Origin of the sequence: Bacillus sp. V2I10 (genome assembly GCF_030817055.1) — a bacterium.
Taxonomy (GTDB): Bacteria; Bacillota; Bacilli; order Bacillales; family Bacillaceae; genus Bacillus_P.
This window is the reverse complement of record NZ_JAUSYV010000001.1, coordinates 3,828,751-3,855,690: the sequence shown is the minus strand read 5'-3', so window position 1 is coordinate 3,855,690 and position 26,940 is coordinate 3,828,751. Positions and strand designations below refer to the sequence as shown.

Annotated in this window: 29 protein-coding genes and 2 pseudogenes; 24 read left to right on the top strand and 7 right to left on the bottom strand. The window is 40.0% G+C overall.

The features are described from left to right. Positions 1-59 precede the first annotated feature (59 nt). The 3 genes and pseudogenes from QFZ72_RS19490 to QFZ72_RS19475 all read left to right on the top strand — a co-directional run bounded on the left by QFZ72_RS19490 (position 60) and on the right by QFZ72_RS19475 (position 4,711). Positions 60-1,547: a Ppx/GppA family phosphatase gene (locus QFZ72_RS19490; RefSeq protein ID WP_307439873.1), complete on the top strand. Its 1,488-nt coding sequence runs from the start codon at positions 60-62 to the stop codon at positions 1,545-1,547. A 221-nt stretch (positions 1,548-1,768) separates the two neighbouring features. Beyond that, the gene (locus tag QFZ72_RS19485) at positions 1,769-3,880 is read left to right on the top strand and encodes an RNA degradosome polyphosphate kinase (RefSeq protein WP_307436625.1); all 2,112 of its coding nucleotides are present in this window, start codon (positions 1,769-1,771) and stop codon (positions 3,878-3,880) included. Between the two features lie 67 nt (positions 3,881-3,947). Continuing rightward, a pseudogene (locus QFZ72_RS19475) lies at positions 3,948-4,711 on the top strand (putative bifunctional diguanylate cyclase/phosphodiesterase). A gap of 29 nt (positions 4,712-4,740) precedes the next feature. Here QFZ72_RS19475 and QFZ72_RS19470 read toward each other — a convergent pair. Next, entirely contained in the window at positions 4,741-5,601 is an 861-nt protein-coding gene (locus tag QFZ72_RS19470) for a metallophosphoesterase (protein ID WP_307436615.1), read from the bottom strand. Positions 5,602-5,782: 181 nt separating this feature from the next. Between QFZ72_RS19470 and fadH the strand changes: the two are divergent. From fadH to QFZ72_RS19450, 4 genes and pseudogenes are all read left to right on the top strand, one after another. After that, positions 5,783-6,548 (top strand): annotated as a pseudogene (gene fadH / locus QFZ72_RS19465) (2,4-dienoyl-CoA reductase). A gap of 120 nt (positions 6,549-6,668) precedes the next feature. Continuing rightward, a complete protein-coding gene (locus QFZ72_RS19460) occupies positions 6,669-7,886 on the top strand; it encodes an EAL-associated domain-containing protein (protein ID WP_307436614.1) in 1,218 nt (405 codons plus the stop codon). A gap of 102 nt (positions 7,887-7,988) precedes the next feature. Then, entirely contained in the window at positions 7,989-8,228 is a 240-nt protein-coding gene (locus QFZ72_RS19455) for a hypothetical protein (protein WP_307436612.1), read from the top strand. A gap of 201 nt (positions 8,229-8,429) precedes the next feature. After that, on the top strand, positions 8,430-9,113 hold the full coding sequence (locus QFZ72_RS19450) for a DUF3993 domain-containing protein (RefSeq protein WP_307436610.1): 684 nt from the start codon (positions 8,430-8,432) through the stop codon (positions 9,111-9,113). A 203-nt stretch (positions 9,114-9,316) separates the two neighbouring features. On the opposite strand, the gene QFZ72_RS19445 is transcribed toward QFZ72_RS19450, so the two are convergent. Further along, on the bottom strand, positions 9,317-9,562 hold the full coding sequence (locus tag QFZ72_RS19445; protein WP_307436607.1) for a glutaredoxin domain-containing protein: 246 nt from the start codon (positions 9,560-9,562) through the stop codon (positions 9,317-9,319). Between the two features lie 10 nt (positions 9,563-9,572). After that, positions 9,573-10,541, bottom strand: a complete 969-nt coding sequence (locus QFZ72_RS19440) for an MBL fold metallo-hydrolase (RefSeq protein ID WP_307436604.1) — start codon at positions 10,539-10,541, stop codon at positions 9,573-9,575. Positions 10,542-10,744: 203 nt separating this feature from the next. On the opposite strand from QFZ72_RS19440, the gene QFZ72_RS19435 reads away from it, so the two are divergent. The 6 genes from QFZ72_RS19435 (at position 10,745) to QFZ72_RS19410 (ending at position 15,119) form a co-directional block, all read left to right on the top strand. Next, positions 10,745-10,981: a YkuJ family protein gene (locus tag QFZ72_RS19435; RefSeq protein ID WP_101564785.1), complete on the top strand. Its 237-nt coding sequence runs from the start codon at positions 10,745-10,747 to the stop codon at positions 10,979-10,981. A 14-nt stretch (positions 10,982-10,995) separates the two neighbouring features. Next, the gene (locus QFZ72_RS19430; RefSeq protein ID WP_307436598.1) at positions 10,996-11,145 is read left to right on the top strand and encodes a hypothetical protein; all 150 of its coding nucleotides are present in this window, start codon (positions 10,996-10,998) and stop codon (positions 11,143-11,145) included. A gap of 686 nt (positions 11,146-11,831) precedes the next feature. Beyond that, a complete protein-coding gene (locus tag QFZ72_RS19425) occupies positions 11,832-12,350 on the top strand; it encodes a ribonuclease H-like YkuK family protein (protein WP_252204927.1) in 519 nt (172 codons plus the stop codon). Positions 12,351-12,424: 74 nt separating this feature from the next. Beyond that, a complete protein-coding gene (gene abbA / locus QFZ72_RS19420) occupies positions 12,425-12,616 on the top strand; it encodes an antirepressor AbbA (RefSeq protein WP_307436595.1) in 192 nt (63 codons plus the stop codon). A 469-nt stretch (positions 12,617-13,085) separates the two neighbouring features. Further along, positions 13,086-13,532 (top strand): cyclic-di-AMP-binding protein CbpB, encoded by a 447-nt coding sequence (gene cbpB, locus QFZ72_RS19415; RefSeq protein ID WP_307436592.1) that lies wholly within the window; start codon positions 13,086-13,088, stop codon positions 13,530-13,532. Between the two features lie 72 nt (positions 13,533-13,604). Continuing rightward, on the top strand, positions 13,605-15,119 hold the full coding sequence (locus tag QFZ72_RS19410) for an MDR family MFS transporter (RefSeq protein ID WP_307436590.1): 1,515 nt from the start codon (positions 13,605-13,607) through the stop codon (positions 15,117-15,119). A gap of 23 nt (positions 15,120-15,142) precedes the next feature. Here QFZ72_RS19410 and QFZ72_RS19405 read toward each other — a convergent pair whose 3' ends face one another. Further along, positions 15,143-15,535: a VOC family protein gene (locus QFZ72_RS19405; protein ID WP_307436587.1), complete on the bottom strand. Its 393-nt coding sequence runs from the start codon at positions 15,533-15,535 to the stop codon at positions 15,143-15,145. Then, on the bottom strand, positions 15,536-16,279 hold the full coding sequence (locus tag QFZ72_RS19400) for a sulfite exporter TauE/SafE family protein (RefSeq protein WP_307436583.1): 744 nt from the start codon (positions 16,277-16,279) through the stop codon (positions 15,536-15,538). It lies immediately after the preceding gene. Between the two features lie 120 nt (positions 16,280-16,399). On the opposite strand from QFZ72_RS19400, the gene QFZ72_RS19395 reads away from it, so the two are divergent. The 7 genes from QFZ72_RS19395 (at position 16,400) to QFZ72_RS19365 (ending at position 21,522) form a co-directional block, all read left to right on the top strand. Further along, positions 16,400-17,278, top strand: coding sequence for a transcriptional regulator CcpC (locus QFZ72_RS19395; RefSeq protein ID WP_307436579.1), 879 nt, complete (start codon positions 16,400-16,402; stop codon positions 17,276-17,278). 117 nt (positions 17,279-17,395) lie between these two features. Then, the gene (locus QFZ72_RS19390) at positions 17,396-17,872 is read left to right on the top strand and encodes a flavodoxin (RefSeq protein WP_373464610.1); all 477 of its coding nucleotides are present in this window, start codon (positions 17,396-17,398) and stop codon (positions 17,870-17,872) included. Then, positions 17,862-18,758 (top strand): exo-alpha-sialidase, encoded by an 897-nt coding sequence (locus QFZ72_RS19385; protein ID WP_307436574.1) that lies wholly within the window; start codon positions 17,862-17,864, stop codon positions 18,756-18,758. Before QFZ72_RS19390 ends, QFZ72_RS19385 begins: the two co-directional genes overlap by 11 nt. 17 nt (positions 18,759-18,775) lie before the next feature. Beyond that, on the top strand, positions 18,776-19,234 hold the full coding sequence (locus tag QFZ72_RS19380; protein ID WP_307436572.1) for a flavodoxin: 459 nt from the start codon (positions 18,776-18,778) through the stop codon (positions 19,232-19,234). A gap of 79 nt (positions 19,235-19,313) precedes the next feature. Then, positions 19,314-20,024, top strand: a complete 711-nt coding sequence (gene dapD, locus QFZ72_RS19375) for a 2,3,4,5-tetrahydropyridine-2,6-dicarboxylate N-acetyltransferase (RefSeq protein WP_307436569.1) — start codon at positions 19,314-19,316, stop codon at positions 20,022-20,024. Between the two features lie 71 nt (positions 20,025-20,095). Continuing rightward, positions 20,096-21,223, top strand: coding sequence for an N-acetyldiaminopimelate deacetylase (locus QFZ72_RS19370; RefSeq protein ID WP_307436566.1), 1,128 nt, complete (start codon positions 20,096-20,098; stop codon positions 21,221-21,223). Between the two features lie 56 nt (positions 21,224-21,279). Continuing rightward, positions 21,280-21,522, top strand: coding sequence for a YkuS family protein (locus tag QFZ72_RS19365; RefSeq protein WP_307436563.1), 243 nt, complete (start codon positions 21,280-21,282; stop codon positions 21,520-21,522). Between the two features lie 168 nt (positions 21,523-21,690). On the opposite strand, the gene QFZ72_RS19360 is transcribed toward QFZ72_RS19365, so the two are convergent. After that, positions 21,691-22,503, bottom strand: coding sequence for a mechanosensitive ion channel family protein (locus QFZ72_RS19360; RefSeq protein WP_307439871.1), 813 nt, complete (start codon positions 22,501-22,503; stop codon positions 21,691-21,693). 376 nt (positions 22,504-22,879) lie between these two features. On the opposite strand from QFZ72_RS19360, the gene QFZ72_RS19355 reads away from it, so the two are divergent. Both QFZ72_RS19355 and QFZ72_RS19350 read left to right on the top strand, forming a co-directional pair. After that, on the top strand, positions 22,880-23,422 hold the full coding sequence (locus QFZ72_RS19355) for a peroxiredoxin (RefSeq protein ID WP_307436560.1): 543 nt from the start codon (positions 22,880-22,882) through the stop codon (positions 23,420-23,422). A gap of 69 nt (positions 23,423-23,491) precedes the next feature. After that, entirely contained in the window at positions 23,492-23,947 is a 456-nt protein-coding gene (locus tag QFZ72_RS19350; RefSeq protein WP_307436558.1) for a TlpA disulfide reductase family protein, read from the top strand. A gap of 312 nt (positions 23,948-24,259) precedes the next feature. On the opposite strand, the gene QFZ72_RS19345 is transcribed toward QFZ72_RS19350, so the two are convergent. Continuing rightward, a complete protein-coding gene (locus tag QFZ72_RS19345) occupies positions 24,260-25,252 on the bottom strand; it encodes an NAD(P)-dependent alcohol dehydrogenase (RefSeq protein WP_307436555.1) in 993 nt (330 codons plus the stop codon). Positions 25,253-25,909: 657 nt separating this feature from the next. Between QFZ72_RS19345 and cspD the strand changes: the two genes are divergently transcribed. Together cspD and QFZ72_RS19335 are read left to right on the top strand one after the other, a co-directional pair. Beyond that, positions 25,910-26,113 carry a cold-shock protein CspD gene (gene cspD / locus QFZ72_RS19340; RefSeq protein WP_070878053.1) on the top strand — a complete coding sequence of 68 codons (204 nt, stop codon included), beginning with the start codon at positions 25,910-25,912 and terminating at the stop codon, positions 26,111-26,113. A 154-nt stretch (positions 26,114-26,267) separates the two neighbouring features. Then, the gene (locus tag QFZ72_RS19335; protein WP_223441783.1) at positions 26,268-26,885 is read left to right on the top strand and encodes an acetate uptake transporter; all 618 of its coding nucleotides are present in this window, start codon (positions 26,268-26,270) and stop codon (positions 26,883-26,885) included. Positions 26,886-26,940: the final 55 nt, after the last annotated feature.

Sequence of the window (26,940 nt, the reverse complement as noted above, 5' to 3'; positions counted from 1 at the left end):
GGAGTTGAACAGATTTGATTAAAGAAAAATATGCCATTATCGATATTGGTTCTAATACAATGAGGCTTGTCATTTATCAGCGCGATAAAAGCCAGCGTTTAAAAGAAGTTGAGAATGTTAAAATTGCGGCACGGCTCCGTAATTATCTAAATGATGACTCCTTCTTAAATGACGAAGGAATCAGCGTTTTAGTTTCATCTCTTCACAGTTTTCAGGAAGTCACAAGGCATCATGATCTTAAAAATGTTAAATGCGTTGCTACCGCGACAATCAGACAATCAGAAAATAAAGAGGCCATTTTGAAGAAGGTTCAAGAAGAAACAGATTTTTCAATCCGCATTCTGTCTGAATATGAGGAAGCCTATTACGGGTTTTTGGCGGTTGTCAATTCCACTCAGATTAACAGCGGGATTACAATTGATATCGGCGGGGGAAGCACGGAGATTACATACTTTGAAAATAGAAAACTCATTCATTATCACAGTTTTCCGTTCGGAGCTCTTTCCCTGAAAAAATATTTTGTGAAGCAGGAGATTCCGACTGAAAGAGAATTGGCTGTGTTAAATCAGTTCCTTGCAAGGGAATTTCATTCGCTGCCATGGCTCGCAAACAAGGAATTGCCGATTGTTGCAATCGGGGGAAGTGCCAGAAACATTGTGCAAATACACCAAGCAATGCAGGAATATCCTCTGGCAGGGGTTCACCTTTATGAAATGAATTATAGGAATCTGACAGATGTCCAGCACTTTTTATCTACTTTGTCTCTTCATGAACTTCAAAGAGCGGAGGGGTTATCAAAAGACCGTGCTGACACGATCATCCCTGCTGCTCAAGTTTTTACAGTCTTGTATGAGGTCGTGCGTGCCGACAATTTCATTTTAAGCAGAAAAGGGCTTAGAGACGGGGTTTTTTATGAGGACTTGACTGGAGGGACTGGATCGGCCATTTTTCCTAGTGTCATTGAGGAAAGCTTTCATGAACTGCTCAGTGATTATGATATTGATCTTCACCATGTCCAGTATGTAACCAAAATTGCTCTGAAACTGTATTCAGACCTTGCTGAAACAGGATTGCTCGCGTACTCGGATGATGATATTCTTTTAATCAGAAGAGCATCGTTTGTCTATAATCTTGGCCAGTATATTGATTCAGAATCCAGCAGCCAGCATACTTTTTACTTAATTGCCAACAGGACAATAGATGGCCTTCTCCACAAGGAAAGGCTGCAGCTGGCGCTGATTGCTTCTTTTAAAAGCAAGTCAGCATTTAAACAATATGGAGAGCCTTATAAGCACTGGTTCTCTAAAGTGGAACAGCGGAATATGATGCTGCTCGGCGCGATCATCAAGCTTGCCTACAGCTTAAACGCAACGAGAAGAGATATCGTAAAAACGCTGAACCTTGCTGAAGATGATGATCGTGTAAAATGCACAGTCATCTGTGACGGGAATTATAGTCCTGAGGAATATCAGGCAGAAAAGCAAAAGAAGAATTTAGAAAAGATCTTGAAGAAAAACATTGTGTTTCATTTTCAGAATGAAAGCTGAGAGCCTCCTCTCCGTCAGAGTGGATCCGCCGAAAAGGTCAAATCATGACTTTTATGGCGGATGCTCAAACTGGCTAATCTACCCTTAATGCCTTCACTTTTCTTGATATATATTTACAAAAACCACATAAAATATTTACAATGAATTTACATCTCCATCTTTTACAAGTGCTATCATAACAGGTGAATCCAAATGACTAATTTAAAAGGGTGACTTTTCACATGAGCACATTAAACATCGATCAGACATTGCTTGGTAACCCTCTATATTACAACAACCGCGAATTGAGCTGGCTTGCTTTTAATAAAAGAGTATTAGAAGAGGCCATTGATGAACGAAATCCCCTGCTTGAACGGCTGAAATTTCTTGCGATTTTCAGCTCCAACCTCGACGAGTTTTTCATGGTGCGGGTCGCAGGACTTAAGGACCAGGTAAAAGCAGGCTTCAGCAAACCCGAAAACAAAGCGGGACTCACCCCCAAGCAGCAGCTGACACAAATTGCCGAACAAAATCACTCGCTTGTTGAGCTTCAAACCCGCACATTCAATGAGCTGATCTTGCCTGCTTTGAAAAATGAAGGCATCACGTTTGCTACGGTCAGCAGTTTATCTCCTCAACAAAAAAAAATCATAGAAAAGTATTTTGACGAACATATCTTTCCTGTTCTAACTCCAATGGCTGTTGACGCATACCGTCCATTTCCTATGCTTCTGAACAAGAGCCTCAATCTTGTCATAAAACTGGAAGATCAAAACGAATCAATTGAATACCGTATGAAAACCGCTATAGTTCAAGTGCCCGCTGTTTTAGAGCGCTTCGTTTCCATCTCTCCTTCAGGAAGAGGACATGAGTATGTTCTGCTGGAAGATATTATTGCCCATTATATTTTTAAACTTTTTCACGGATTTGACGTTCTTTCAGTCACCCCGTTCAGAATTACACGCAATGCAGATATGACAATACATGAAGAAGGCGCCAGGGATCTCCTTAAGGAAATTGAAAAGGAACTGAAGAAAAGAAAATGGGGAGCAGCCGTTCGCCTGGAAGTGAGAAAGGATTTCTATGATTCTCAAATGATGTCATATCTTCTTGAAGAATTAGAGATTCATAAAGGTGATGTTTATGAGATTGACGGGCCGCTCGACTTCACTTTTTTATTTGGGTTTTATAAAGAGCTCAGCGGGGGCTTTGATCATCTTACATATGAAACATTCATACCTCAGCCTCCTAAGGATTTATCCTCAGATGATGATATCTATGAAGTTGCAGCGTCACAGGATTTATTTTTGCACCATCCTTATGAATCATTCGAGCCTGTTATTGATTTTGTTCTGGATGCGGCAGATGATCCTGATGTGCTGGCCATCAAACAAACTCTCTATAGAGTAAGCGGCGGTTCGCCAGTTATTGAGGCGCTGAAACGGGCAGCGGAAAAAGGAAAGCAGGTGACCGTGCTTGTTGAACTGAAAGCCCGCTTTGATGAAGAGAACAATGTTCAATGGGCAAAAGAACTTGAAAAAGCTGGCTGTCATGTTATTTACGGGATGACATACTTAAAAACACACAGCAAGATCACATTGGTTGTGAGGCGGAAAAATAACCGCATCGAGAGATTTGTCCATTTAGGAACAGGCAATTACAATGACCAGACCGCAAAAATCTACACGGATATGAGTTTAATCACTTCTAATCATAAATACGGAATAGACGCTACCAACTTCTTTAATTATTTAAGCGGTTATACAGAAAAACCGGAATTTCACCATATTTCAATTGCTCCATTTGACATTCGAAGCGACTTTTTAGAGCTTGTCGATCATGAAATCGATTATCATAAGCACCATGGTAATGGAAAAATCATTGCTAAAATGAATTCTCTTACAGACAAAGTGATTATCATGAAGCTGTATGAAGCATCAAATGCAGGTGTCAGCATTGACCTGATTGTAAGAGGCACTTGCTGTTTAAGGCCAGGCATTAAAGGTGTAAGCGAAAATATTAAGGTCCGGAGTATTGTAGGAAGATTTCTCGAGCACAGCAGAATCTATTATTTTCATCATAATGGTGAGGGGAAAATGTACCTCTCCTCTGCAGACATGATGACCAGAAATATGGAAAAGCGGGTTGAAATTTTATTCCCTATCTTTGACGGCAGCATTAAATCAAGAATTTCAAACCTCTTATCCATCATGCTGACAGATAATGTAAAGGCGCGCGAACAAGATTCTTCAGGGAACTACCGTTATGTCTCAAGAATAGCAGATGAACCTGAAATAGACAGCCAGGCAATCCTTGCCCAGCTTTCATACCGGGTATCGGAAGACGAAGAATAATGAAAAAGAGTGCTTAAATGACGTCAAGCAAAGAGGGCGCGGCCGTTTTCAGACTTATTATTCCGGAATGAACCAAAATTCAAGCAGTCTGCTTGCAATTGAAACGGGACTCAGGCAAGCGCTTGAAAACAACGAATTTTCACTATTTTATCAGCCTCAAGTTGATTTGAATACGAAGGAAACCAAGAGCTTTGAAGCTTTGCTGAGATGGAATCATGAAGAAATGGGGTCAGTTCCTCCCTCTGCTTTTATTTCTGTTGCCGAGGAATCCGGACTGATGATCCCAATCGGCGAATGGATCATAGAAGAGGTGTGCAAACAGCTGGCAGAATGGAGCTTGAAGGGCAACAGCCGAGTAAAAGTCCTAAGCAATTTCAGCAATACTATCTTGCAGACATGATTCTATCTCTGTTTCATACTTATCAAATTCAGCCTCATCAAATAGAATTTGAGATTACAGAGGGTGCCCTGCAAAATCCGCATGAAGCACTGAAAACCATTCAGAGATTAAAAGGTCTTGAAGTATCTATTTCTATTGATGACTTTGGAAAGGGAAACTCATCCCTGCGCTATCTTAAAACGTTTCCGATAGATACTTTAAAAATTGACCAATCGTTTATAAATGATGTCATAAAGGATGAAAAGGATGCAGCTATTATCACAACAATCGTTCATCTTGCAGAAAGCCTTTCACTTGAAGTGGTTGCTGAAGGAATCGAAACACAAGAGCAATATGCTTATTTAAAAGCATTAAATTGTCAAAAAGGCCAGGGATATTTCTTTTCCAAACCATTGCCACCTGATGAAATTGAGCAAAGATATCTTAAATAAAAAAGGCGCTGGTTTAAAACCATGGGCCTTTAGCTTTTTATTAACGTAAAAACAGTAATTTCCGGCACTGAAAAAAAGCGATAAGGAAGTCTTGTGGTACCAAGGCCCCGATTCACATAAAGCTTCATTGAGTCCACATCATACAGTCCTTCGGTATATACTGATGCGAAGGGAGGCGTGATCAGGGGGCCATAGAACGGAAGCTGTACTTGGCCTCCGTGACTATGTCCTGATAACTGCAGATCAACAGAAAACTGTTTTGCCTCAAGCGCTGCATCAGGCTCATGTGCCAGCAGAATGGTAAAGAGCCTGCTGCTTGCATCCGTAAACGTTTGATCAAAGTCAGGCCTCCCAAGCATCATATCATCTATTCCCGCAACAAAAACGGAAGATCCATCAAGCAATGAGATCCGTTCCCCTCTATTTTTCAGCAGTTTAAAATTTGAATCTTTCATGATGGTTTCATATACAGCAGTCCCATATCCGCCATGATCATGGTTCCCATAAATGGCATACTTCCCAAGCGGAGCTTTCAATCTCCTAAGGACAGGCGAAATCTGATGCAAATATCCGTACTGATTGGGTTTATCTATAAGATCACCTGTGAAAAAAATGACATCTGGAGACAGCTGGTTTATTTTATTTACAATCTTAACGAGCTGATTGATTGAATATTCTTCACTGAGATGGATGTCGCTGAATTGGACGATTTTCACCCCTGAAAAAGAGGATGGCAGCTTTGTGCTGCTAATTTCTACTTCCGTTGTTTGGATAAGTCTGGGTTCAATGTATCTGGCGTAGCCATAGCCTCCAAAGGCTGCAAGCAAAGTGCCGGCTAAAGATGCAAACAATCCTTTCAGGAAGGCTCTTCTTGTAATATCTTTTGTCACAGCGGCTCCTCCTCCGTGATATTTCTTTAGTAAACCATTGAATATACAGATGAATGTACAGAAATTTTAATCGGAATTTAGTGTACTCTTTTACTATTACTAAATAATAGTTGAAATAGTTAGAAAATAGAAGGATTATATGATAAAATATGAATGGTCATTCATTTCGGGGGTGTAGTTGATGAAGGATAAAGTAATGATTGTAACAGGCGGATCAAGCGGGATGGGGAAAGCGATGGCAGAAAGTTTTGCCAGACAGGGTGCAAATGTTGTGATTACCGGCAGAACAATTGAAAAATTAGAGGCTGCCAAAGAAGAGATGATAGGTTTAGAAGGAAAGATTATTCCTTTTCAAATGGACGTTCGTGTACCAGAAATGTCAGAGGAATTGATCCGGAAAACAGACGAAGCATTCGGACATATTGACGGTCTTGTCAATAACGCAGCAGGCAATTTCATTTGCCCGGCAGAACAGCTTTCCGTCAATGGATGGAACTCAGTCATCAACATCGTGCTGAATGGGACGTTCTACTGCAGCAGTGCAGCGGGCAAGTATTGGATTGAGAAACAGCAAAAGGGAGCCATTCTTAACATGGTTGCTACATATGCATGTGGGAGCAGGCGCGGGAGTCATTCATTCTGCTGCTGCAAAGGCAGGAGTGCTTTCTATGACAAGAACGCTTGCTGTGGAATGGGGAAAAAAATATGGAATCCGCGTAAACGCGATAGCTCCGGGGCCTATTGAAAGAACAGGCGGAGCAGATAAGCTCTGGCAGTCAGAAGAAGCTGCAAAGAGAACGCTTCAAAGTGTGCCACTTGGCCGATTAGGCACACCTGAGGAAATCGCATCACTCGCATCATTCCTCTTATCAGATGCTGCCGGGTATATTAATGGCGAATGCATTACAATGGATGGGGGCCAATGGCTGAATCAGCATCCTTTTTAATATCTTAAAGAAAATGGATTCTCCTTTTCAGCAGGGGAATCCATTTTTACTTGAGCGTCCGAACCCATGCAAATGTGGTATAATCATACAAAAACAGAGAGAGAAAGTGGGGAATGGCATATGGATCCTTTAGATATTATGACAAACTTAGAGCACGTAAGACCGTTCTATCAAGCCATTTTCAGCGCAGACGAACAAAAGGTGATCGGGTATGAAGTACTTGGGAGAATCCAAATGGAAAAGGAAATTAAAAGTCTAGGGCCTTTTTTTAAGGATGAAACCATTCCCGATGAATACCGATTAGAAGCAGATAACTACATCTTACATATGGCACTTGATTCTTTTCTTTTAACTAATGATGACACGCTTATTTTTATTAACCGTGATGCCAATTTATTAATGCTTGACCACGGAGAAAGCCTGCTGAACCAATTATTTGAATGGAAAGAAAAAGGCGGAAACCTTGAGAGAATTGTCATTGAAATAACTGAGCACACGTTTACAGGCGACATTCGGCAGCTGACGCATGTATTCACTTATTACCGTACATACGGCATTAAAATAGCTGTGGACAACGTTGGAAAAGCAAGCAGCAATCTTGACCGGATCGGCATACTGATGCCGAATATCCTGAAAATTGATCTTCAGCCCCTCAGATTAACTTCACCCCTGCAGACGTATCAAGACGTTTTATACTCCATTTCTCTTCTGGCGAGGAAAATAGGGGCTACTATCCTGTATGAAGAAATTGAGGTCAATTTTCAATTTCAATATGCCTGGAAAAATGGAGGCCGCTACTTTCAAGGGGATTACCTTCAGACTCCTAAAGAAGAATTAATTGAACCATATATGATAAAAGAAAAAATGACCCGGGAATTTCACGGTTTTATCCAATATGAAAAAAAGAAGCTTCAGCAATTTTATGAAATCTCAGAAGCGTTTCATCAAAAAGTGCACCTGTTAATTTCAAAAGAGAATAAGCCGGGCATTCAGTTTGATGAGCTGATCACGAAGCTTTCAAATGAACTTTCAGATTGCTGCTTCCGGATCTACATTTGTGACGGCGACGGATTTCAGCAATCAGGAAATATTCTGAAGATTGACGGAGCATGGCAATTTCAGCCTCACTATTACATGAAAAACTGGAGCTGGAGACCTTATTTTCTTGAAAATATCATGAAAATGCAAATCAGAAAAAAAGGATTTTTCAGTGATTTATACAGCGACATCGAAACAGGCGAGAACATTCGGACCTTCTCCTATCCAATCGATCAGAAGCACTATCTATTCTTGGATTTGCCGTATTCATACCTCTACGAAAATGAAGCCCTTTTGTAATAATTTTTATGCGTTGTGTCATTCTAATAAGAAAAGCGGAATAACCACTAGTGTATCGGAAAGACCGCTTCGGATAAGTTCTTATAAAGAAGGAGTGACACAATGGATAAATTCACGATGGCCCTCGCTATTCTCGCTTTTATGATTGTCGCGGGAGGACTTCTCTATACGTTGAGCGTGGGAAGACTGGTAGATGCAAGGAAAAGTGAAATAGATACTCCAATAAATGAAAAGATTCAAAAGCATCCGTATCTTCGAAATCCAGTTTTTCTGACTTGGATCTTTTTTTTAGGGTTTTTATTACTTTTTATTTTTTATCTGGCCTTCACAAGATCCTGGTAAAACAGCGGCATTTGCCGCTGTTTTTTTATTGATTTGAAATTTCAGGATTATCCTTTTTTTATAAGGGTAATGAATAATATAAGAGAAAATGTCAGAATATGATGGTATTTTGTGGATGAAAGTTGAGTTGAAACAACAATTAGTCTGATAAAATTTAGAGACTAAGACATACGATGCGAAAAAAAGGTGGGAGGATAAAAAATGAAATTCATTTCAAGCACATTCGCCGCACTTATTCTGTTTTATGGTTTTGGACATGCAGGCTCTGCACAGTCATCGTTTGATCAAGAAGAGGCAGCTGACCTGACAAGGGAGGCTGCGCAGACCCAGCTCACTCTCACGGAAAATGAGCGCTCCCTTGAAGAAATCGAAAAAACATTAGATCCATACTTTACGGATAAATTTATTGATGGGTATATGAAAGAAAATGTTCACAAAGGTGAAGATAAATATATCGTGTACGGCAGTGATTTCACACCATTTGGCATTCCATTTTTTAATTACGAAGAAAACATGAAGTTCGGAAGTGAAAACAGGAAGCTAAAGCTTTATCAATTTTTCCCGGCTGAAGAAGAAGGACCTGTCAGCTATGATGACCATTTTGAAACAGTTGAATTTATTGAGGAAGACGGAACCTATAAAATTTCCTCCATTCATTCCTCTGAAGAAGAGCCGAAAGCTGAAGAAATTGAAGAAAAAAAGGAAGATGATTCAGCGATTAATGTAAGCATGCTTTTCTCGAACACGCTTACGGACTTAAAAGAAGCGGAACCTTTTCAAGATTATAAGGAACTTTCCTTTTTGCGGACATCCTATTTTGAAGCCAAAAACTTTTTAACCGATAATTATCAGCCGCAAACTGATTTTGCCTATTACGGGGAGTAATACACAGGGACATCTTGTTTCTGTTTTTTTTTTTGACTTAAATTCTAAAAGATCTTTGCACCGCCGATTCCTGAATTAAATGAAGTTCCAGAATAATTCGCTCCGGGAATTTCAAAAGAAGATTTTGATGAAATTGCAAAAAGTCTAATGCGTTCAGCAGCATATAAAAAACCGGACATATCGGTGTCCGGCTTTTAAACGTTTTATGAAAGGCCAAGCAATTTTTCAAGCTTTTGCAGGTCAAAACCTGCGACAATCTCTCCATCTACTGTAACTGTGGGGGTTGAATATGACTTCAACTCCTGAACCAATTTGTTTCTTGCTTTGGAATCTTTCGAAACGTCAAATACGGTATAGTCAATCTCAAGATGATCTAAGTATTGCTTTACAATCTGACATGGCGGGCAGTCAGGCTGTGTATAAACTTCAACACGTTTACTCTGTGACATAGAGACTCCTTTATGTACCTGATTTCATTTTTTTATAACATGCATCAACAAGACCCATGGCACAGACCGATAAATCTAAACCTAATATATTATACACGCGGTGAGACCTGGGAATTCCCTGTTGATCAAGGTAGGAAAATACTTGATTTTGAAGCTCTATTTTAACATGCTCTACAGCATTTTCTAAAGAAAAAGGTTTGGTGAGATCCATTCCTTTTTGGGCACATTCGATGAAAATAGGAAGCCATTCTCTCATCGCGTTTATGGCGTGCTTGGGATTTGTACTGACGCCGTAGTGACTGAAATTAAGGGCATTTAGTTTCATGCTTTCATAAAAGGCAGCTGATTTTTCCATTGCTTCAGGATCGAATTGGTTCGGTGAGGTAGAAGGCAAATAAAATTCAAGACCATCTGGCAGCAGCTCCTGATAAAAAATTCCGATTGTATCACCTGTGAACATGCTGTTGCTTTTATGGTCAAGAATACTGAAGTGATGATTGGCGTGTCCCGGTGTATCATAAAAGGCAAGGACAGAATCGCGGCCAATCCGGAGTGATTCTCCGTCCTCTTTTATTACGATGCGATCCTCTGGAATCGGTACAATCGGTGAAAACAATTCTTCAAATTTATCTCCGTACACCGCTTTTGCCCCTGCTATTAAACGCGAGGGATCAATTAAATGTTTTGCGCCTTTCGGATGCACAATCACTTTTGCTTTGGGACAGCTTTCAAGCAGTAAACCCGCGCCCCCAGCGTGATCGAGATGAATGTGAGTCACGATGATATTGGATATATCTTCAAGTTTTATTCCAATTTCCTTTAACCCATTTTTAATATGTGGGACAGAAGGACTTGATGAAGGCTCAAAAAGTGTGATATCCTCTTCAAGTAATACATAGGAACTTGTCCGACCCGTCATCCCTAAATCATGACTATCAATGATTGCTAAACGTTCATCAATTTTGGTTACAAGCGACATTTATCTTTAACCCCCTTGTGATCGATAAAAAATTTGTTTCTCCCATCACTACCATTTTAAATTTGCAGTCTCCTAATGTAAAGAACGATGCGAATATTCTGACTTATTTTCAGTCTAAAATGGATGGATAGAATAAAGAAGGACGCACAAACTAGAGGCGAAGGCGGACCTCAAGTTGACTCACTCTGTTGGAGGTGATACTAATGTCACAGCTTTTAGGTATCATTACTAGACTTCAAAGTCTGCAAGAAAACGCGACTTCAAATGAACCCAACCAGCGCTTCTTTGAAGTAGAGGGTGAAAAACGTTGCAGTGTTAAATACTTTGATAAAACCGATACGTTCGAATTAGAAGTATTTCAAAAAGATGAAAAGCCTCAATCTTATCAATTTGACAATATCGATATGATCGCAATTGAAATTTTTGATTTGCTCCAATAAATAGGAGGGAACTGATGAATACGAAACCAAGCGTCATTTGTCCAAATTGTCATGAGCAGCAGCCTCTTGAGGAAGTGCTGACTGCCCAGTCCAATCAAAATGTCATTTATTCGTGTTCCAACTGCAATTATCATATGCGTAATATTCAAACGAAAAAAGGTTAAAGCAGCCAAATTTATTGGCTGCTTTTTTCTTTAATAGAAAATTATAAAATAATCGCTCTGTAGTTAATTGTTGGATAAAATGTTCGTACATAAATATGAGGAATGATATTGCCCATTTTGATGGGTATCTTTATAAAGGGTGCCAAATCAGGAATCAAAACGGTGAATGGAGCAAAAAAAGTGCATCTTGGCAGAAAAAAATGTATCAAAACGGTGAATGGAGCAAAAAAAGTGTGTCTTGGCAGAAAAAAGTGCATCCAAACGACGAATGGTGGCAAAAAAACGTCTTCCTGCCTAAAAAAGTGCATCATAGAATATCAACATAATTAGCAGATTTTCCAAGCCCAGCTTAAGAAAATTCTCACTAAGAAATTTTTTAAATAAATCTTTTACTTTTCATAGTGCAATCCAACGAAGTCGTCATCATATTTTTAAAAAAAATTTTTAAAAAATCGAAACTTTCACGATGAAACGGGCGTCTTATAACTAAATGGAATTTCAGAAAAGAGGGCGATGTAAAAAGCTCCATGATAAGAGGGAAAGGCTATAATACGGATTCCAGTTTAAAAATGGAAGAGTGAGGAAAAAATATACTATAAAATTTACGCCAATTTTACTCAACACTCCAAACAGCCAAGCATATAATATGTTGTTTCCGTATTCTTTTCTTGAAAAGGAGCTGCCATATGACTGATCACTTTATCTTTTATAATGTGTCTGAAGGAAGTATGTCATTTGAAGCTATGATTGAAAGAATTAAAACGTTCATTTCAAATGATCCGCGTTCTGAATATATATTGTCCATCGGAACGGATTCTCAAGTGCATCAGCACGATACCAAGTTTATAACAGCAGTGCATGTTCACCGTGTTGGAAAAGGGGCATGGGGCTGTTTGAAAAATACGGTCATCCCAAGACCGATTGATAGCCTGCATGAAAAAATTTCAATGGAGACAACATTAAGTCAGGAACTTGCTTACGCTTTTACAACAAGCTATCTTGCAGAGCTTGCAGAAATTCTGATTCCTTTTTCAGATGAAGGGGCAGATCTGCTGTTTGAAATTCATCTTGATATTGGGAGAAAAGGACTAACTAAAGACCTGATCCAGGAGATGACAGGAAGAATTCAGGCGATGGGAATAGAAGCAAAAATAAAGCCTGACTCCTATACAGCATTCAGCTATGCCAATCGATTCACAAAGTAAAGAATGTGTCGGAATTTGCGGTTGACGCAAATCGGAAAAATTGATTACTCTAACTAATAAGGGGGCAATAAAAAATGAATTCTGCAGTTGAAATACTCTCATTAGACGATCAAAAATTTTTAGTGGAGCTTTTGCTTAAACAGCAATATGCACTGGAACTGATCAGCAGCGAAATTTACGAAATCGAGAGCGGCACCAAACAAACAGATAACGCAACGTATCAGAAGCTTGTAAGCTTGTATGACCGAATCAGATTTGAACTATAGAGATACATATGTTTGATACTCTGCGTTAGAGTATCTTTTTTTGTGATATAGTATAGGGTGTATGCGTTTTCATGAAAATGGAATTGCTAGTCGGTCACTATTATGCGGAGTTAATTTTAAAAGTCTTGAAATCATGTTCGAAAGTCTTGGAATTAAATTCGAAAGTCTCGGAATTAAATTCGAAAGTCTTGGAAATAAATCCGAAGTCTAGGAATTAAATCCGAAGTCTAGGAATTAAATCCAAAAGTCTAGGAATTAAATCAGAAAGTCTTGGAATTCATCACGAAAGACCTGAAATAAATTTCAGAAAGGCATAGGATTGAACATGAAAGGATCCGAAATAATTAAAACCACTTTCTGTCTGTCGGAGTAAGCGTATCCTTTGTGGTAAAATAAAAAAGAGATGTTTCAAAAAAGACAAGAAGGGGTATTATTGTTCGGTCTGAACTTTTTTAGAGAGGAAGAACATATGATTAGTCTACATACAACCAAATTATTAAATGATTCAACAATAGAAGAGTATATGATACCTGTTGATAAAGTTGCACATGTGCAAGTGGGGAATAATCTTGAGCACGCACTGCTGGTTCTGACAAAAACGGGATATACAGCGGTACCTGTGCTTGATCCTTTTTTCAAGCTTCACGGGCTGCTCGGCACAAATATGATGATGGATGCGATTCTTGGCCTCCAGAGAATCGAATTTGAAAAACTTGAAGAAATGAAAGTCGAAGAAGCGATGAATTCTGATATTCCGCGTCTGTTAATGAATGATCCTTTGTCAAAAGGATTAGATTTAGTCATCGACCATTCTTTTGTCTGCGTAGTGAACGCGGAAGGTGTGTTTGAAGGGATTTTGACAAGACGCGCCATTTTAAAAGAACTGAAAAAACAAATGAAAATCAAAGACAGATAATAGATAACGCTTTAGAGAAGGAGAGCATGCCTCCTTCTTTTGTTTTTGCTGTCCCCGAGGGAGGGAAATCATATGACACAGGCAGTACTTGAAAAAGAACAAATCAAAAAGCAATCATCTAACATGAAGCGTCCCTTCGTTCTTGCGGCTGTCATGCTTGCTATGTTTATGGCAGCAATTGAGGCGACAATTGTTTCCACCGCCATGCCTGCGATTGTAGGCGAGCTTGGAGGCTTCTCTCTATACAGCTGGGTTTTTTCTTCTTATTTGCTGATGAATGCCGTTACGGTTTTAATTTATGGAAAGCTTTCTGATTTATTCGGGCGAAAGCCAGTATTGATATTTGGAATTTCCGTTTTTTTAGTTGGCTCCATTTTTTGCGGATTGGTGAATTCGATGGAATGGCTGATTGCAGCGAGATTTGTCCAGGGATTTGGTGCAGGAGCTGTCATGCCGGTAGCGTCAACGATTGTAGGGGATATTTATTCGAAGGAAGAACGGGCTAAGATACAGGGGTATTTATCCAGCGTTTGGGGAATCTCAGCAATCATGGGCCCGGCAATAGGAGGATTGCTCGTCCAATTTGTCAGCTGGCGATTTGTGTTTTGGATTAACATTCCGCTTGGGCTATTGGCGATAGCTGGATTGGTGCTGTATCTCCATGAAGATGTGGAGAGGAAAAAGCATTCGATTGACTACAAAGGCGCTTTCCTCTTATTTGCGTCTATAAGTACAGCAATGGCCGTCCTTGTTGAAGGCGGTATCAGATGGCCGTGGCTGTCTGCTCCCATTCTTTTTCTGACTGCTGCAGCCATTCTTTCTTTTGTCCTATTTATTCGACAAGAAAATCGTGTAAAAGAGCCTATGATGCCTTTTGAAATTTGGAGAGAGAAAAGCATCTTTATAGCGAATATGACATCGCTGACTACTGGGGTCATGCTGATTGGCATTTCGTCCTTTTTACCTGCATTTGTTCAGGCAGTAATGGGCCAAACGCCAATAGTCGCAGGTTTTACACTGACAGCAATGTCGATTGGATGGCCGGTTGCAGCCACCGTATCGGGAAATCTGCTGTTGAAAATTGGTTTTCGGACAACCTCTGTTATTGGGGGAATCGCCCTGATTGCAGGAAGTCTTGTTTTTTTAAATTTAAGCCCTGATGACGGCCCATTGTGGGCAGCCCTAGGGTCGTTTATTGTCGGGATTGGCATGGGAATGACGACGACAGCATTTATTGTCTCCATTCAAAGCACAGTCAGCTGGGAGCAAAGAGGATCAGCGACAGCTGCAAATATGTTTATGAGAACGCTTGGCAATACAATTGGAGCTGCCCTTTTAGGAGGGATTCTAAATACAAGGTTACAATCCTATTTTAACAAACAGGGAATCAATGAATCGGTCAACTTGGATTCCGTGAATCAGCTGTTAAGCTCTGAATCTGCATCCATGCTTTCAAACGAGGCTATTCAGGCGTTAAAAGCCGGTTTGACGCAATCCCTTCACAGTGTTTACATGGTTGTTTTTGCGTTTGCACTCATCAGTTTTCTGCTGGTTTTAATTTTGCCTAAAGAAAGAAAAAAAGCGTAGGAGGGGAAACCTCTTATGCTTTTTTATATTGAGCTGTCCACTCCGCTTCTCTGTATTTGAAGCAGCTCAATTCTATTTCCAAAGGGATCAAAAAAAGAAAGCCGCTGAATTCCGGGAATCTCTGTTTCTTCTTGAATCTTGATTTTATATTTTTCGAGCAAGCATCTTGAAGCTTTCAGATCCTCTACCTGAAAGGCAGGATGACGTTTGCCCTTTGCCCCTTCCATTTCCTCGAGTCCAATATGAAGCTCTGCGTTTCCGGCTTTGCACCAGAACCCTCCATTTTTTAAAAGAGAATCGGGTTTATTTATTTCTTGGAAACCCAATTTTTCTAAGTAAAATTCACGTGCTTTTTCTTCTTTTTCAAATGGTGCACACAGCTGGATATGATGCAGCTTTACGATCGATAAACTCATTCACTTTCCCTCCTGAAAAATAAGATTATAAAATAACTGGATGATGATCAGAACGGTAATCAGCCGTATCAGCAAAGAAGCGTGGGAAAAACTGAGCTTACTCGCAAATCCCACCGCAAGCTGTGCTCCAATAATGCTTCCGGCCGCAAGACTCAGTGCGATCGTCCAGTTCATGATTCCGGCCATTGCATATGTGGCAAATGCGCCAGAACAGCTTAAAAACGTTTGAAATCTCGTAAACGCAACGGATTTAATATACGAAAAACCCTGATGAAGGAATGTGTACATCAGAAGAGTGCCCTGACCTGGTCCGAACATGCCGTCATAAGCGCCAATCCCAAAGACTAGAGGATAGAGTCTTTTTTTAATTTTGCTCTCCCCCGAGTTTTGCTCCTTGGGCTTTTTAAAAAAATTTAATCCCAATGCGAAGATCAGCAGAAAAAGAGCGATGTAGGTCATCATGTTCTCATTAATCCTGCTCGTGAAATAAGCTCCGGCAATTCCTCCTGATAGTGTAAAAGGGGCTGTATACAAAATCTCTTTGAAATGAATTTCCCGTTTCTTCAGCAGCACATAAAAGCTTGAAAAGGAGCTCAAAGTATTGGCAAATTTATTTGAGGAGATGATTGTATGAACAGGCAAGCCGTAAAGCAGCATGAGCGGCATATTGATCATGCCTCCGCTGCCCGCAAGAGTTCCGATAAATGTCGCTGCAATTCCAATGAAAAAAATCGGCCATTCCATATTGTCATCACATCCCGATAAAAATGTTTTTCTAAAATTAGTATATTCTTCCTTTAATGATTATGAAATGTTGAAAAAATTAGCTTATAATATAAGAAAAACTTATCAAGGAGAATATAGATGCAATTAACCGAATTAAGAATGCTTGTTGTTCTGTCAGAGGAAATGAATATGCGAAAAGCATCTGAACGGCTGTTTGTCTCTCAGCCTGCGTTGTCTCAAAGACTTCAGTCGATTGAGAAATCATGGGGGTTTCAGATTTTCATCCGCTCTCAAAAAGGACTCACTCTCACTCCTTCTGGAGAAAAAATTGTGGCCTTTGCAAAAGAAGTAACAAAAAAAGAAGAGAAACTGAGAGAAGAAATATCAGAGCTTGAAGGAGAGGTTCATGGAACGCTCAAGATAGCTGTTGCGTCAATTATTGGGCAGCACTGGCTTCCTAACATCTTAAAGCAGTATGTCAGTAAATACCCGCATGCAAAAATATCGCTCATAACAGGCTGGAGCAGTGAAATTTTAAAAAGCATGTACGAGGATCATGTTCACATCGGAATCATCAGGGGAAATCCTGAGTGGAAAGGCGTTAAACAGCATTTACTAACAGATACTCTGTATTTAGTAGATACTGAAATTCAGAAGGTTGAGGACCTTATTAAAACAGAAAGACCTTTTATTCAATTTAAAAGCGATTCATCTTACTATCAGGAAATTCAGGATTGGTGGCACAAACATTTTCAAAGCAGTCCAAAACGCACCATTGTTGTGGATCAAATCGAAACTTGCAAACAAATGGCCTACAATGGCATTGGCTACGCCATACTGCCATCCGTCACACTGCTTGATGATGAACGGGATATTTATAAAATACCGCTGCTGAATGAACAAGGCGAGCCAATTGTCAGGGATACGTGGCTGCTTGGATTTGAATCCTCTTTTAAGTTAAAGCAGGTTCAGGCATTTCTTGATGTTTTAAAAGAGAATAATAAAGCAATTCATTAAGCAGCTTGCATCTGAAGTTGCTTTTCTTTTTGCAAATCATCATTGACAATGAGAATCAATATCATTTATAGTTAATTGTGAAAATGAAAATCATTATCAATTAAAGAGGTGGCTTTTTTGAAAAAAACTCTTATTATATATGCGAGTATGTCAGGAAACACAGAAGATATTGCTAAACTGATCGGAAAAAGACTGCAAGAAGACGAGATGGATGTTACATACGAAGAAATGGATGTTTGTGATAGCGAAAGTATCAAGGAATACGATTATATACTTGCAGGATCTTATACATGGGGGGATGGAGATCTTCCTTATGAAGCAGAGGACTTTTACGAAGAACTCTCTGACGCTGATTTTACAGGCAAAAAAATCGGGTGCTTTGGTTCGGGAGATCACTCATATCCGAAGTTTTGCGAGGCGGTTGACATCTTACATGGAAGATTTACAGAAACGGGGGCGGATGTTTTTACAGACTTGCTGAAGATAGAGGGTTCCCCTGAAACGGATGAGGACATTTCTGAATGCATCAGGTTTGCTGAAGTCTTTTCTAAATGGTGTGCAAAAAGCGGGAGGGTGGCATTGAATGTTACATAGAGGGGCAACTGCAGTCGAAAAAGTAGCGGGTAACGGATATTTTGTTTCAATAAAAAATGAAGGGCTTTATTTTTTTGACGGCCATGAGCACTGGGAAAAGCTTCTGAGAATTGATAAGAAAATCCGCAGCTTAAAATTGCTTGGTTCATATTTGTTCGGAGTCGGTGAAGAAGGCTTTATTTTCCGATTGAATACACTGGATTTCACGAGCACTGAAGCATACCTGCCCACAACAGCAGCCATTTGGTCGATTGCAGGTGATGATCACGGAACTGTCATTATTCATGGGAAACATACTATTTATCTTTCAAGTGACAGCGGGAGGTCATGGAAGGGCATCAAGCCGTTTAAGCACTTTACGTCAAAGCCTGTTATCAGATCTCTCTATCTTCACGAAAATCAGCTTTTTATCGGCACACAGATTCATGCAGCGCACGGAGGTTTGTGGAAATATGATTGTAATCTCGGCTCCTTTTCAAGAATTAAAAAGGAGGTTTATTCCATGATTTCTTCAATAGCGGTTGATAAAAATAGAAACCTTCTTATCTGCAGAGGCTCTGCAAAAGGGCAAGCAGGAAGTATTGAAATGGCAAACTTAAATGATGGGAATAACCTTAACTGGGTCAGCTGTCAAAATATTTACAGCGAAGAAGCCTTTTTGGATGTTTTTTGTGATGAGACGATCACGTATGCCGCGTCAAGCCAGGATAAGTATGGCTTTTCCAGAATATATGCATTAAATGAAGATACCATGGCTCTTTTTCCTGCAGAAACAATAAAAGGACATGCGTTCAGGGTTGCAGGCAGCGGACGTACTTTTTTTGCAGCAGGACTTCATGAAAGCAAAAAGGGTGACTTGTACGGTTATTCAGCAGTGGTTCATTAAGAAAGGGGATTGAATAAATGGGGAAAACAGCAATTATTTATGCAAGCATGTCAGGCAACACGGAAGCCATTGCCGATTTAATTGAAAAAGGATTAAAAGAAACGGGCGCAGAAGCAGAGAAGTTTGAAGCAATGGATATTGACGGCTCTGCTTTCTCAGAGTACGATCACTTATTAATTGGTGCTTATACATGGGGAGATGGGGATCTGCCTGATGAAATGCTGGATCTTTATGATGAGATGGACGATTATGATTTTTCGGATAAAACCATCGCTTTATTTGGTTCAGGCGATACAGCTTATGATATTTTTTGCGGTGCGGTTGATCTGCTCGCTGAAAAAATTCAGCAAAATAACGGCTCTCTTGCAATCGAAAGCCTCAAAATTGAGTGTTTTCCAGGTGGTAAGCAGGAGGAAGCCTGTATAGAGTTCGGCCGTCAGTTTGCACAATGTGTCAAACTTTCTGTGCACTCATAAATTATGCAGACAATCAGCTTGTCAACAAACACTTCCTTTGATACAGTAATGAAGTACATAGTCTGAAGGAGGAATACATATGAAAATGATGGATGCAAATGAGATTATTTCATTTATTCAAAATAGCACGAAATCGACACCTGTAAAAGTTTATGTAAAAGGTGACATTGAAGGTATTGATTTTGGATCTTCTACAAAAACGTTTTTAAATGGAAACAGCGGGGTTGTTTTTGGAGAATGGACTGAAATTCAAGAGGCTTTGACAAAAAATGAGGCAAAAATTGAAGACTTTGTTGTGGAAAACGACCGACGCAACTCTGCGATTCCTCTGCTTGACATGAAAGGCATCAAAGCCCGTATTGAGCCAGGCGCGATCATCCGTGATCAAGTGGAAATCGGCGATAATGCTGTTATTATGATGGGTGCTTCTATTAATATCGGTTCTGTCATCGGTGAAGGTACAATGATCGACATGAACGTAGTCCTTGGCGGACGCGCAACCGTCGGCAAAAACTGTCACATTGGCGCAGGTTCTGTACTTGCGGGAGTAATTGAACCGCCTTCAGCTAAACCTGTTGTCATTGAAGATGATGTTGTAATCGGAGCTAATGCAGTTGTCCTTGAAGGCGTTACGGTCGGAAAAGGAGCGGTTGTTGCTGCTGGTGCGATTGTGATCGATGATGTTGCCCCTTATACAGTGGTAGCTGGTACACCTGCACGAAAGATTAAAGATATCGACGAAAAAACAAAATCAAAAACAGAAATCAAACAAGAATTAAGACAGCTATAATACAATTTTCTGTTTTTCGGCGTGGATGACTTTCATCCACGCCTTCTCTATAGGTATAAGGGGGAAGCATTATGGATCAATTACCAGCATTAATTAATATTCGAAGGGATCTCCACCGTATCCCTGAACTTGGCTTTCAGGAGTTTAAAACACAGGAATATCTGTTGATTTATTTAGGCTCCCTGCCTTCTGAAAGACTGGAAATCAAAACGTGGAAAACAGGAATATTTGTAAAAGTAAAAGGGATCGATCCAGTGAAAACAATTGCCTATCGCGCGGATATGGACGGGCTGCCGATTATTGAAGAAACGGAATATTCTTTTCAGTCAGACCACCCAGACCGCATGCACGCCTGCGGGCATGATTTTCATATGACTATTGCCCTTGGCATTATCACTTATTTTGTTCAAAATCCGGTAAGAGACGATCTCCTTTTTATTTTTCAGCCTGCTGAGGAGGGGCCAGGCGGAGCTGAGCCGATGCTACGCAGTGATATCATGAAAGAGTGGAAGCCGGATCTTATTACAGCTCTTCATATTGCGCCTGAATATCCGGTAGGAACAATTGCAACTCGTCCTGGACTGCTTTTTGCCAATACATCTGAGCTGTTTATTGACCTAAAAGGCAAGGGCGGACATGCAGCATATCCTCATACGACTCAGGATATGATCGTTGCAGCTGCATCACTGGTCACACAGCTCCAGTCTGTAGTGGCTAGGAATGTTGATCCTCTGGACAGTGCAGTCATTACTTTCGGAAAAATTACCGGCGGGACAGTACAAAATATTATTGCAGAGAATGCAAGACTCGAAGGCACCATCCGCACGCTCTCTGTAGAATCAATGGAAAAAGTGAAGGAGCGGATTGAAGCGCTTGTCCATGGTCTTGAAATCGGCTACTCATGCAAGGCGGTTATTGATTATGGCTCGATGTACCACCAAGTATATAACCATCACGAGCTTACGGAAGAATTTATGGACTTTACGAAAGTAAATACCGATACAGAGGTTGTATTATGCCGTGAAGCCATGACAGGCGAGGATTTCGGATATATGCTTGATGAAATTCCTGGCTTTATGTTCTGGCTTGGAGTGGAATCCCCATATGGACTCCATCATTCCAAGCTGCAGCCAAAGGAAGAAGCGATTGAAGCGGCAGTTCAGCTAATGTGCAAATATTTTCTGTATAAAGCAAACTAAAATCAAAGAATAAACGTCCCTTCCATGTGACACATTAGTGATAGGAGGTGGATGTAATGCCAAAAATAGGTGTTGAACAATCATTATCAGATGTAACAGCTGCTCTTCAGGAAAAAGGTTATGAAGTTGTTCAATTGCGAAATGAAGAAGATGCTAAAGGCTGTGACTTCTGCATCATCACAGGGCAAGACTCCAATGTCATGGGGATCAGCAATGCGGTGACAAATGGTTCTGTATTCAGTGCAAGCGGTTATACGGCAGATGAAATTTGCCAGCATGTTGAGAGCAGAATGCGATAGCACACAAATAAAAAAGCTGCCGGATGGCAGCTTTTTTTAGCAGGAATTATTAATTTTCGCTTTATTCTGTCCAGCTCCGCCGCCCAATACCTCGGCCAGAACGGCACCGGCAGTAAAGGCAAAAAGCGCCTTTTCTGTCAGAGCTAAACAGGCAGTTCCGCTTTTCTTTTAATGTTGTACTTCATGCGCCTTTTTCTCTACAAAAACCTGATGCGGAAACGGTATCTCAATACCATGGGCATCAAGTGTTTCTTTTAATTTTTTGCGGAGATTTCTCTCAACACCCCATTGCATCATGTTTTCTGTTTTGGCAATGATGCGGATCACAACATCTGAAGCTCCTAAACCCTGAACGCCAATGACGCTTGGTCCATCAACGATCGCCGGATCTTCCGCGGCAATGCGGTCGCACGCTTCCTGAAGGACGGCGATGGCTTCATCTATATTATCATCATATGAAATTCCTATATCTACGAGCACCCTCATATTTCCGCGCGAATGATTGCTTAAGCTGATAATTTCACGATTCGGCACAAAGTTCAGAGTGCCGTCAAAGCTTCTGATCTGAGTCGTCCGCAGTCCAACCTGTTCAACAATTCCTGAGTATCCTGCAGTCGTAACGTAGTCCTCCACATCAAGCTGTTTTTCAAGAAGTAAAAAGAAACCTGTTACCACGTCGCTTACAAGCCCCTGAGCCCCAAAACCGATGGCAAGACCGACAACACCGGCACCGGCAAGCAGTGCAGTCGCATCATATTCAAATACCTCGAACACCATAACGACAAAAATGAAAATCAGAATATAAGAAAAGAGATTTAATGTTAAGCTTTGAAGTGTTCTTGATCGGCCGATTGAAATGGACTGGCGCTCCTGCACACGTACAAAGGTCTTATTAACGATCCTTGTGCCAATCGCTCTCACCACGACAAAAGCAATCAGGATCCCAATCAGCTTTAAAGTGATAATTCCAGCAGTTGTCATAAGGCCTGCCCAATTGATTTTGTTCAGTAAATCAATAAATTCCAATGTACAACATCCTTTCTGTGCAATTAAAAGCAAGACTAATTATTTGGTTACCCTCTGATCTGCATGTTAAACTTAATTTGTTGAAATGAATCGCATTTTGCAGATATTTGATGATTGATTTTGCACAGAAAAGGGAATACCAATTGATGTATTCATTTTTACTCAGTCTATATTAAATTAATTATTATTTAACATTGACTAGAAATATAGTTTGCTCTATAATGGTCAATGTGAAAAAGAATTATGTCGACAGTTGAGAAAATCATTTGATTATTCTCAATTAAGCTGATATCGATATCAGATATCAAAATACATTTTGGAGGGATACATAATGGCAGAACGCATGGTAGGAAAACAAGCTCCGCGATTTGAAATGGATGCTGTAATGGCTAACAAAGAATTTGGTAAAGTAAGTCTTGAAGAAAACTTGAAAAACGATAAATGGACAGTATTATTCTTCTATCCAATGGATTTCACGTTTGTATGTCCAACTGAAATTACATCTATGTCTGACCGTTACGATGAGTTCGATGACCTTGACGCTGAAGTAATCGGTGTTTCAACGGATACAATTCACACTCACTTAGCATGGATCAACACAGACCGCAAAGAAAACGGTCTTGGCGAATTGAAATTCCCGCTTGCAGCTGATACGAACCATGTAGTATCACGCGAGTACGGGGTGTTAATTGAAGATGAGGGTGTTGCTCTTCGCGGACTATTCATCATCAATCCAGACGGCGAGCTTCAATATACTGTTGTAAACCACAACAACATCGGCCGCGATGTAGATGAAACACTTCGTGTGCTTCAAGCATTGCAAACTGGCGGACTTTGCCCAGCTAACTGGAAGCCAGGACAAGCAACTCTATAAGTTTTAAATGAAAAGGAAGGTCTAACTCTCGGTTAGGCCTTTTTTAAACAAGTAATGGAGGAATTTACAATGAAATTACGCGAACAAATGCCGGAATTAAACGGTGCTGTGGAGTGGCTGAACGGTCAGCAGACAAAAGAAGATTTAATCGGGGAAAAACCTACGCTCATTCACTTTTGGTCTGTAAGCTGCCATCTTTGCAAGGAGGCAATGCCCCAGGTGAATGAATTCAGAGATCAGTACAAAGATAAGCTGAACGTAATTGCCGTTCATATGCCTAGATCAGAAGATGATCTTAACATAGAGGATATTAAAAAAGTAGCATCTGAGCATGACATCACTCAGCCGATTTTCGTTGACAGCGAGCACAAGCTGACAGATGCTTTTGACAATCAATATGTGCCTGCATATTATGTATTTGATAAAACTGGAGCTCTTCGTCATTTCCAGGCAGGCGGCAGCGGCATGAAAATGCTTGAGAAGCGCGTAAATCGCGTATTAACTGAAACAGAAAACGCAGAATAAGAAGAGTGCCCCTTAAGTTAAGTAGTTCCGATAATGTGGAGAAAAACCAATAACACTTTAATTCGCAGTAAAAATTGCCTATCAAATAACAAACATAAACGCTCAGAGATTATCGCTCTGAGCGTTGATTTTGCTGTTTTGCTTCAATTAAAGCAACCCGTTAGCTTAATGATAGCTTGACGTTATCTTAAATGAAAACTCACTTTTGTGTATCCGTGGTTTCCTAACCTATAAACATATTCCCTGTTATACAGATTTTCAATAAACCATCAAAAGAATTTCCTCTGCTCTAATCTTTGATAGAAAAGTGCTTCATTTATAGGATTTGTTGTTATGTTCCACAGTTATGACGACATTTCCCTTCTTGTGTCCTTTCTCGACATATCTATGGGCTTCAACGATCTCTTCAAACGCATAGGATCTGTCAATGACCACTATTAACTTTCCTGCCTCAACAAGTTCTTTGAGGAAGTTTAGAGCTTCGGAATTTTCAGGTGAATTTTGACTCAATATTAGTTTCTTGCTGCTTGTCAATTTAGTCCATAGCATTCGAAAACCTGGTAAAGGAACAGTGACATTTAGATAGGTTCCGTTCTTCTTTAGCGATTTCATACAAGCTGAAAACGAACTCTTGCCTACCGCTTCAAAGATAACATCATAAGTCTCGCCTTTATTCGAAAAATCTTCTGTAGTGTAGTCAATTACCTGATCGGCTCCCAGAGATTTTACCAATTCTAAATTCGTGGTACTGCAGACTCCTGTAACTTTTGCTCCGAGATGCTTGGCAATCTGTACTGCATAAGTTCCTACACTTCCTGAAGCTCCATAGACAAGGACTTTTTGTCCACTCTGAATGTTAGCTTTTCTAAGATAATACAATGCTGTACGTGCCCCAATGGGAATCGCTGCTGCTTCCTCATAAGTTATATTGGATGGTTTAATAGATATTGGTCCATCTTCAGGCAGACACTTATACTCTGCATATGCACCAAAACCCACTTGGGAAGCTGCAAAAACCTGATCACCGTCCTTAAACAGCTTGACGTCTTTGCCTACTGACTCAACTTCCCCAGCTAACTCCATCCCCAATGTAGTTTTTTTGGGTTGTCTAAAACCAAGTGTTACTCGAGCAGGCAGCCAAAAAGAGAGAGGAACTGTAAAACTCCGTACCCGAATATCTGCTGCTGTTACGGTTGCAGCTTTTACTTTTACCAGTATTTCATTATCCGTAGGAGCAGGTTTTTCTGCCTCTTTCAGTTGTAGAACGTCGGGGGGACCGTACTTTGTGTACACGATTGCTTTCATTTATCCTCCTCCAATTCGTTATATTCATTCATGTACTTAAACTATCCTGCCCGTAATTTTAAGTGCATTTCTTCATTATCTATATACTAATATATAACTACAGATTACCTTCACAATATTAAATAGAAGGCAGGATTAGCACCATAATTAGAAATCAATATAACAATCAAAATAGCAAGGGTATTAGAAATGGTGCTTCATTTCACATCTTCCAAAAAAGCTCAATCAATCCAAAATGTTGATTTTCTTTTTCTATCAATGTATAATAAAAAAGTTAGTTCATAATATAAATACCCTTCTACCAAGAAATAATAGAGATTCACATTCAATTATCCTTATTGGGTAATCTAGTTTTTTAAGTTCAAATCCTTTGATTTTTGTTAGCTCAATTCAAGCTGGCGCGGTCATCGGAGCCGCAAGGACGAGAGAGAGGTAGGGCTTTCGTTGCTTTGTGTTCACAGTTAAATAAATGAATGACCAATAGATATTGTCAGACTATCAGTCAAATCTTTTTAAGATGAATTCATATGGGGTTTAGCATTCACATGTTATAAAGGCTATCTATTCCTCTTATTGATACTCTTTATAATATGTGAATATTTTATTTACCATGTTGTAAATAGTAGGACATATTAAAAAATTTTTGGAGGTTTTCTTATGCAAGCAACTGGAAAAGTAAAATGGTTTAATTCAGAAAAAGGCTTTGGATTTATCGAAGTTGAAGGCGGAAACGATGTATTCGTTCACTTCAGCGCGATCACTGGCGAAGGGTACAAAACGTTAGAAGAAGGCCAAGAAGTTGAATTCAACATCGTTGAAGGCAACCGCGGACCTCAAGCTGAGAACGTTGTAAAATTATAATGAGCTAAAAAGCTGCCTAATGGCAGCTTTTTTTATTTTTTTTATTTAAAAAATGTAATCGTTTACTATATTAAATCCCCTAAAAACTCATTGACACCACTATCCCAATCCTGTATCTTGTTCAAGTATGTGTTTAAAATATAGGAGGTTCATCATGAACAATCAGAATGTACAACAAGTAAAAATGACAACCGCAGATCCTTCAGCGCTTGGACTTTTTGGACTTGCAATGGTTACACTCGTTGCTTCTTCGCAAAAGCTTGGGTTAACGGAAGGTCTTTCTTTTATTTTACCGTGGGCGATTTTTTTAGGGGGATTTGCACAGCTTTTTGCCTGCATCAATGATGCTAAGCACAACAACACGTTTGGAACGACTGCTTTCGGTGCGTTTGGCCTGTTTTGGCTTGGTGTAGGAGGTTCTTGGCTCATCCAATTAGGTGTATTCGGAGAAGAGCTTGCAGCAAGCGTTGATCCAAAACAGCTTGGCTTTGCTTTTGTCGGTTATTTAATATTCAGCTTATTTATGACAATTGGTGCCATGGAAACTCATAAAGTGTTATTTTTTATCTTTGTTCTCATTGATTTCTTATTTATCGGTCTATCTTTAAGCTCTTTCGGCATTATGCACGAAGCGACTCATATGCTTGCGGCGGTTTCTGAAATGCTGATTGCCCTCTTATCATTTTACGGGTCAGCAGCGGCTGTATTGAATGCACATTTCGGACGTGTTTTCTTGCCGATTGGAAAACCTTTTGGCATTTTTAAAAAGTAATGAAACGGCCCCTTTTTTGAAAAAGGGGTCTTCGTTTTGTTTTTCAGATGAAAGT

What these genes read in the sequence shown, in the direction of transcription:
- QFZ72_RS19360 (WP_307439871.1), bottom strand. Translation starts at nt 22,503, where the DNA reads ATGACAACTGCTGGAATTATCACTTTAAAGCTGATTGGGATCCTGATT.
- QFZ72_RS19410 (WP_307436590.1), top strand. Translation starts at nt 13,605, where the DNA reads ATGACACAGGCAGTACTTGAAAAAGAACAAATCAAAAAGCAATCATCT.
- QFZ72_RS19490 (WP_307439873.1), top strand. Translation starts at nt 60, where the DNA reads ATGAGGCTTGTCATTTATCAGCGCGATAAAAGCCAGCGTTTAAAAGAA.
- QFZ72_RS19355 (WP_307436560.1), top strand. Translation starts at nt 22,880, where the DNA reads ATGGCAGAACGCATGGTAGGAAAACAAGCTCCGCGATTTGAAATGGAT.
- QFZ72_RS19400 (WP_307436583.1), bottom strand. Translation starts at nt 16,279, where the DNA reads ATGGAATGGCCGATTTTTTTCATTGGAATTGCAGCGACATTTATCGGA.
- QFZ72_RS19380 (WP_307436572.1), top strand. Translation starts at nt 18,776, where the DNA reads ATGGGGAAAACAGCAATTATTTATGCAAGCATGTCAGGCAACACGGAA.
- QFZ72_RS19435 (WP_101564785.1), top strand. Translation starts at nt 10,745, where the DNA reads ATGTCACAGCTTTTAGGTATCATTACTAGACTTCAAAGTCTGCAAGAA.
- dapD (WP_307436569.1), top strand. Translation starts at nt 19,314, where the DNA reads ATGAAAATGATGGATGCAAATGAGATTATTTCATTTATTCAAAATAGC.
- QFZ72_RS19345 (WP_307436555.1), bottom strand. Translation starts at nt 25,252, where the DNA reads ATGAAAGCAATCGTGTACACAAAGTACGGTCCCCCCGACGTTCTACAA.
- QFZ72_RS19440 (WP_307436604.1), bottom strand. Translation starts at nt 10,541, where the DNA reads ATGTCGCTTGTAACCAAAATTGATGAACGTTTAGCAATCATTGATAGT.
- QFZ72_RS19405 (WP_307436587.1), bottom strand. Translation starts at nt 15,535, where the DNA reads ATGAGTTTATCGATCGTAAAGCTGCATCATATCCAGCTGTGTGCACCA.
- QFZ72_RS19425 (WP_252204927.1), top strand. Translation starts at nt 11,832, where the DNA reads ATGACTGATCACTTTATCTTTTATAATGTGTCTGAAGGAAGTATGTCA.
- QFZ72_RS19335 (WP_223441783.1), top strand. Translation starts at nt 26,268, where the DNA reads ATGAACAATCAGAATGTACAACAAGTAAAAATGACAACCGCAGATCCT.
- QFZ72_RS19350 (WP_307436558.1), top strand. Translation starts at nt 23,492, where the DNA reads ATGAAATTACGCGAACAAATGCCGGAATTAAACGGTGCTGTGGAGTGG.
- cspD (WP_070878053.1), top strand. Translation starts at nt 25,910, where the DNA reads ATGCAAGCAACTGGAAAAGTAAAATGGTTTAATTCAGAAAAAGGCTTT.
- QFZ72_RS19445 (WP_307436607.1), bottom strand. Translation starts at nt 9,562, where the DNA reads ATGTCACAGAGTAAACGTGTTGAAGTTTATACACAGCCTGACTGCCCG.
- QFZ72_RS19450 (WP_307436610.1), top strand. Translation starts at nt 8,430, where the DNA reads ATGAAATTCATTTCAAGCACATTCGCCGCACTTATTCTGTTTTATGGT.
- QFZ72_RS19460 (WP_307436614.1), top strand. Translation starts at nt 6,669, where the DNA reads ATGGATCCTTTAGATATTATGACAAACTTAGAGCACGTAAGACCGTTC.
- QFZ72_RS19395 (WP_307436579.1), top strand. Translation starts at nt 16,400, where the DNA reads ATGCAATTAACCGAATTAAGAATGCTTGTTGTTCTGTCAGAGGAAATG.
- QFZ72_RS19430 (WP_307436598.1), top strand. Translation starts at nt 10,996, where the DNA reads ATGAATACGAAACCAAGCGTCATTTGTCCAAATTGTCATGAGCAGCAG.
- QFZ72_RS19370 (WP_307436566.1), top strand. Translation starts at nt 20,096, where the DNA reads ATGGATCAATTACCAGCATTAATTAATATTCGAAGGGATCTCCACCGT.
- cbpB (WP_307436592.1), top strand. Translation starts at nt 13,086, where the DNA reads ATGATTAGTCTACATACAACCAAATTATTAAATGATTCAACAATAGAA.
- QFZ72_RS19485 (WP_307436625.1), top strand. Translation starts at nt 1,769, where the DNA reads ATGAGCACATTAAACATCGATCAGACATTGCTTGGTAACCCTCTATAT.
- QFZ72_RS19365 (WP_307436563.1), top strand. Translation starts at nt 21,280, where the DNA reads ATGCCAAAAATAGGTGTTGAACAATCATTATCAGATGTAACAGCTGCT.
- abbA (WP_307436595.1), top strand. Translation starts at nt 12,425, where the DNA reads ATGAATTCTGCAGTTGAAATACTCTCATTAGACGATCAAAAATTTTTA.
- QFZ72_RS19455 (WP_307436612.1), top strand. Translation starts at nt 7,989, where the DNA reads ATGGATAAATTCACGATGGCCCTCGCTATTCTCGCTTTTATGATTGTC.
- QFZ72_RS19385 (WP_307436574.1), top strand. Translation starts at nt 17,862, where the DNA reads ATGTTACATAGAGGGGCAACTGCAGTCGAAAAAGTAGCGGGTAACGGA.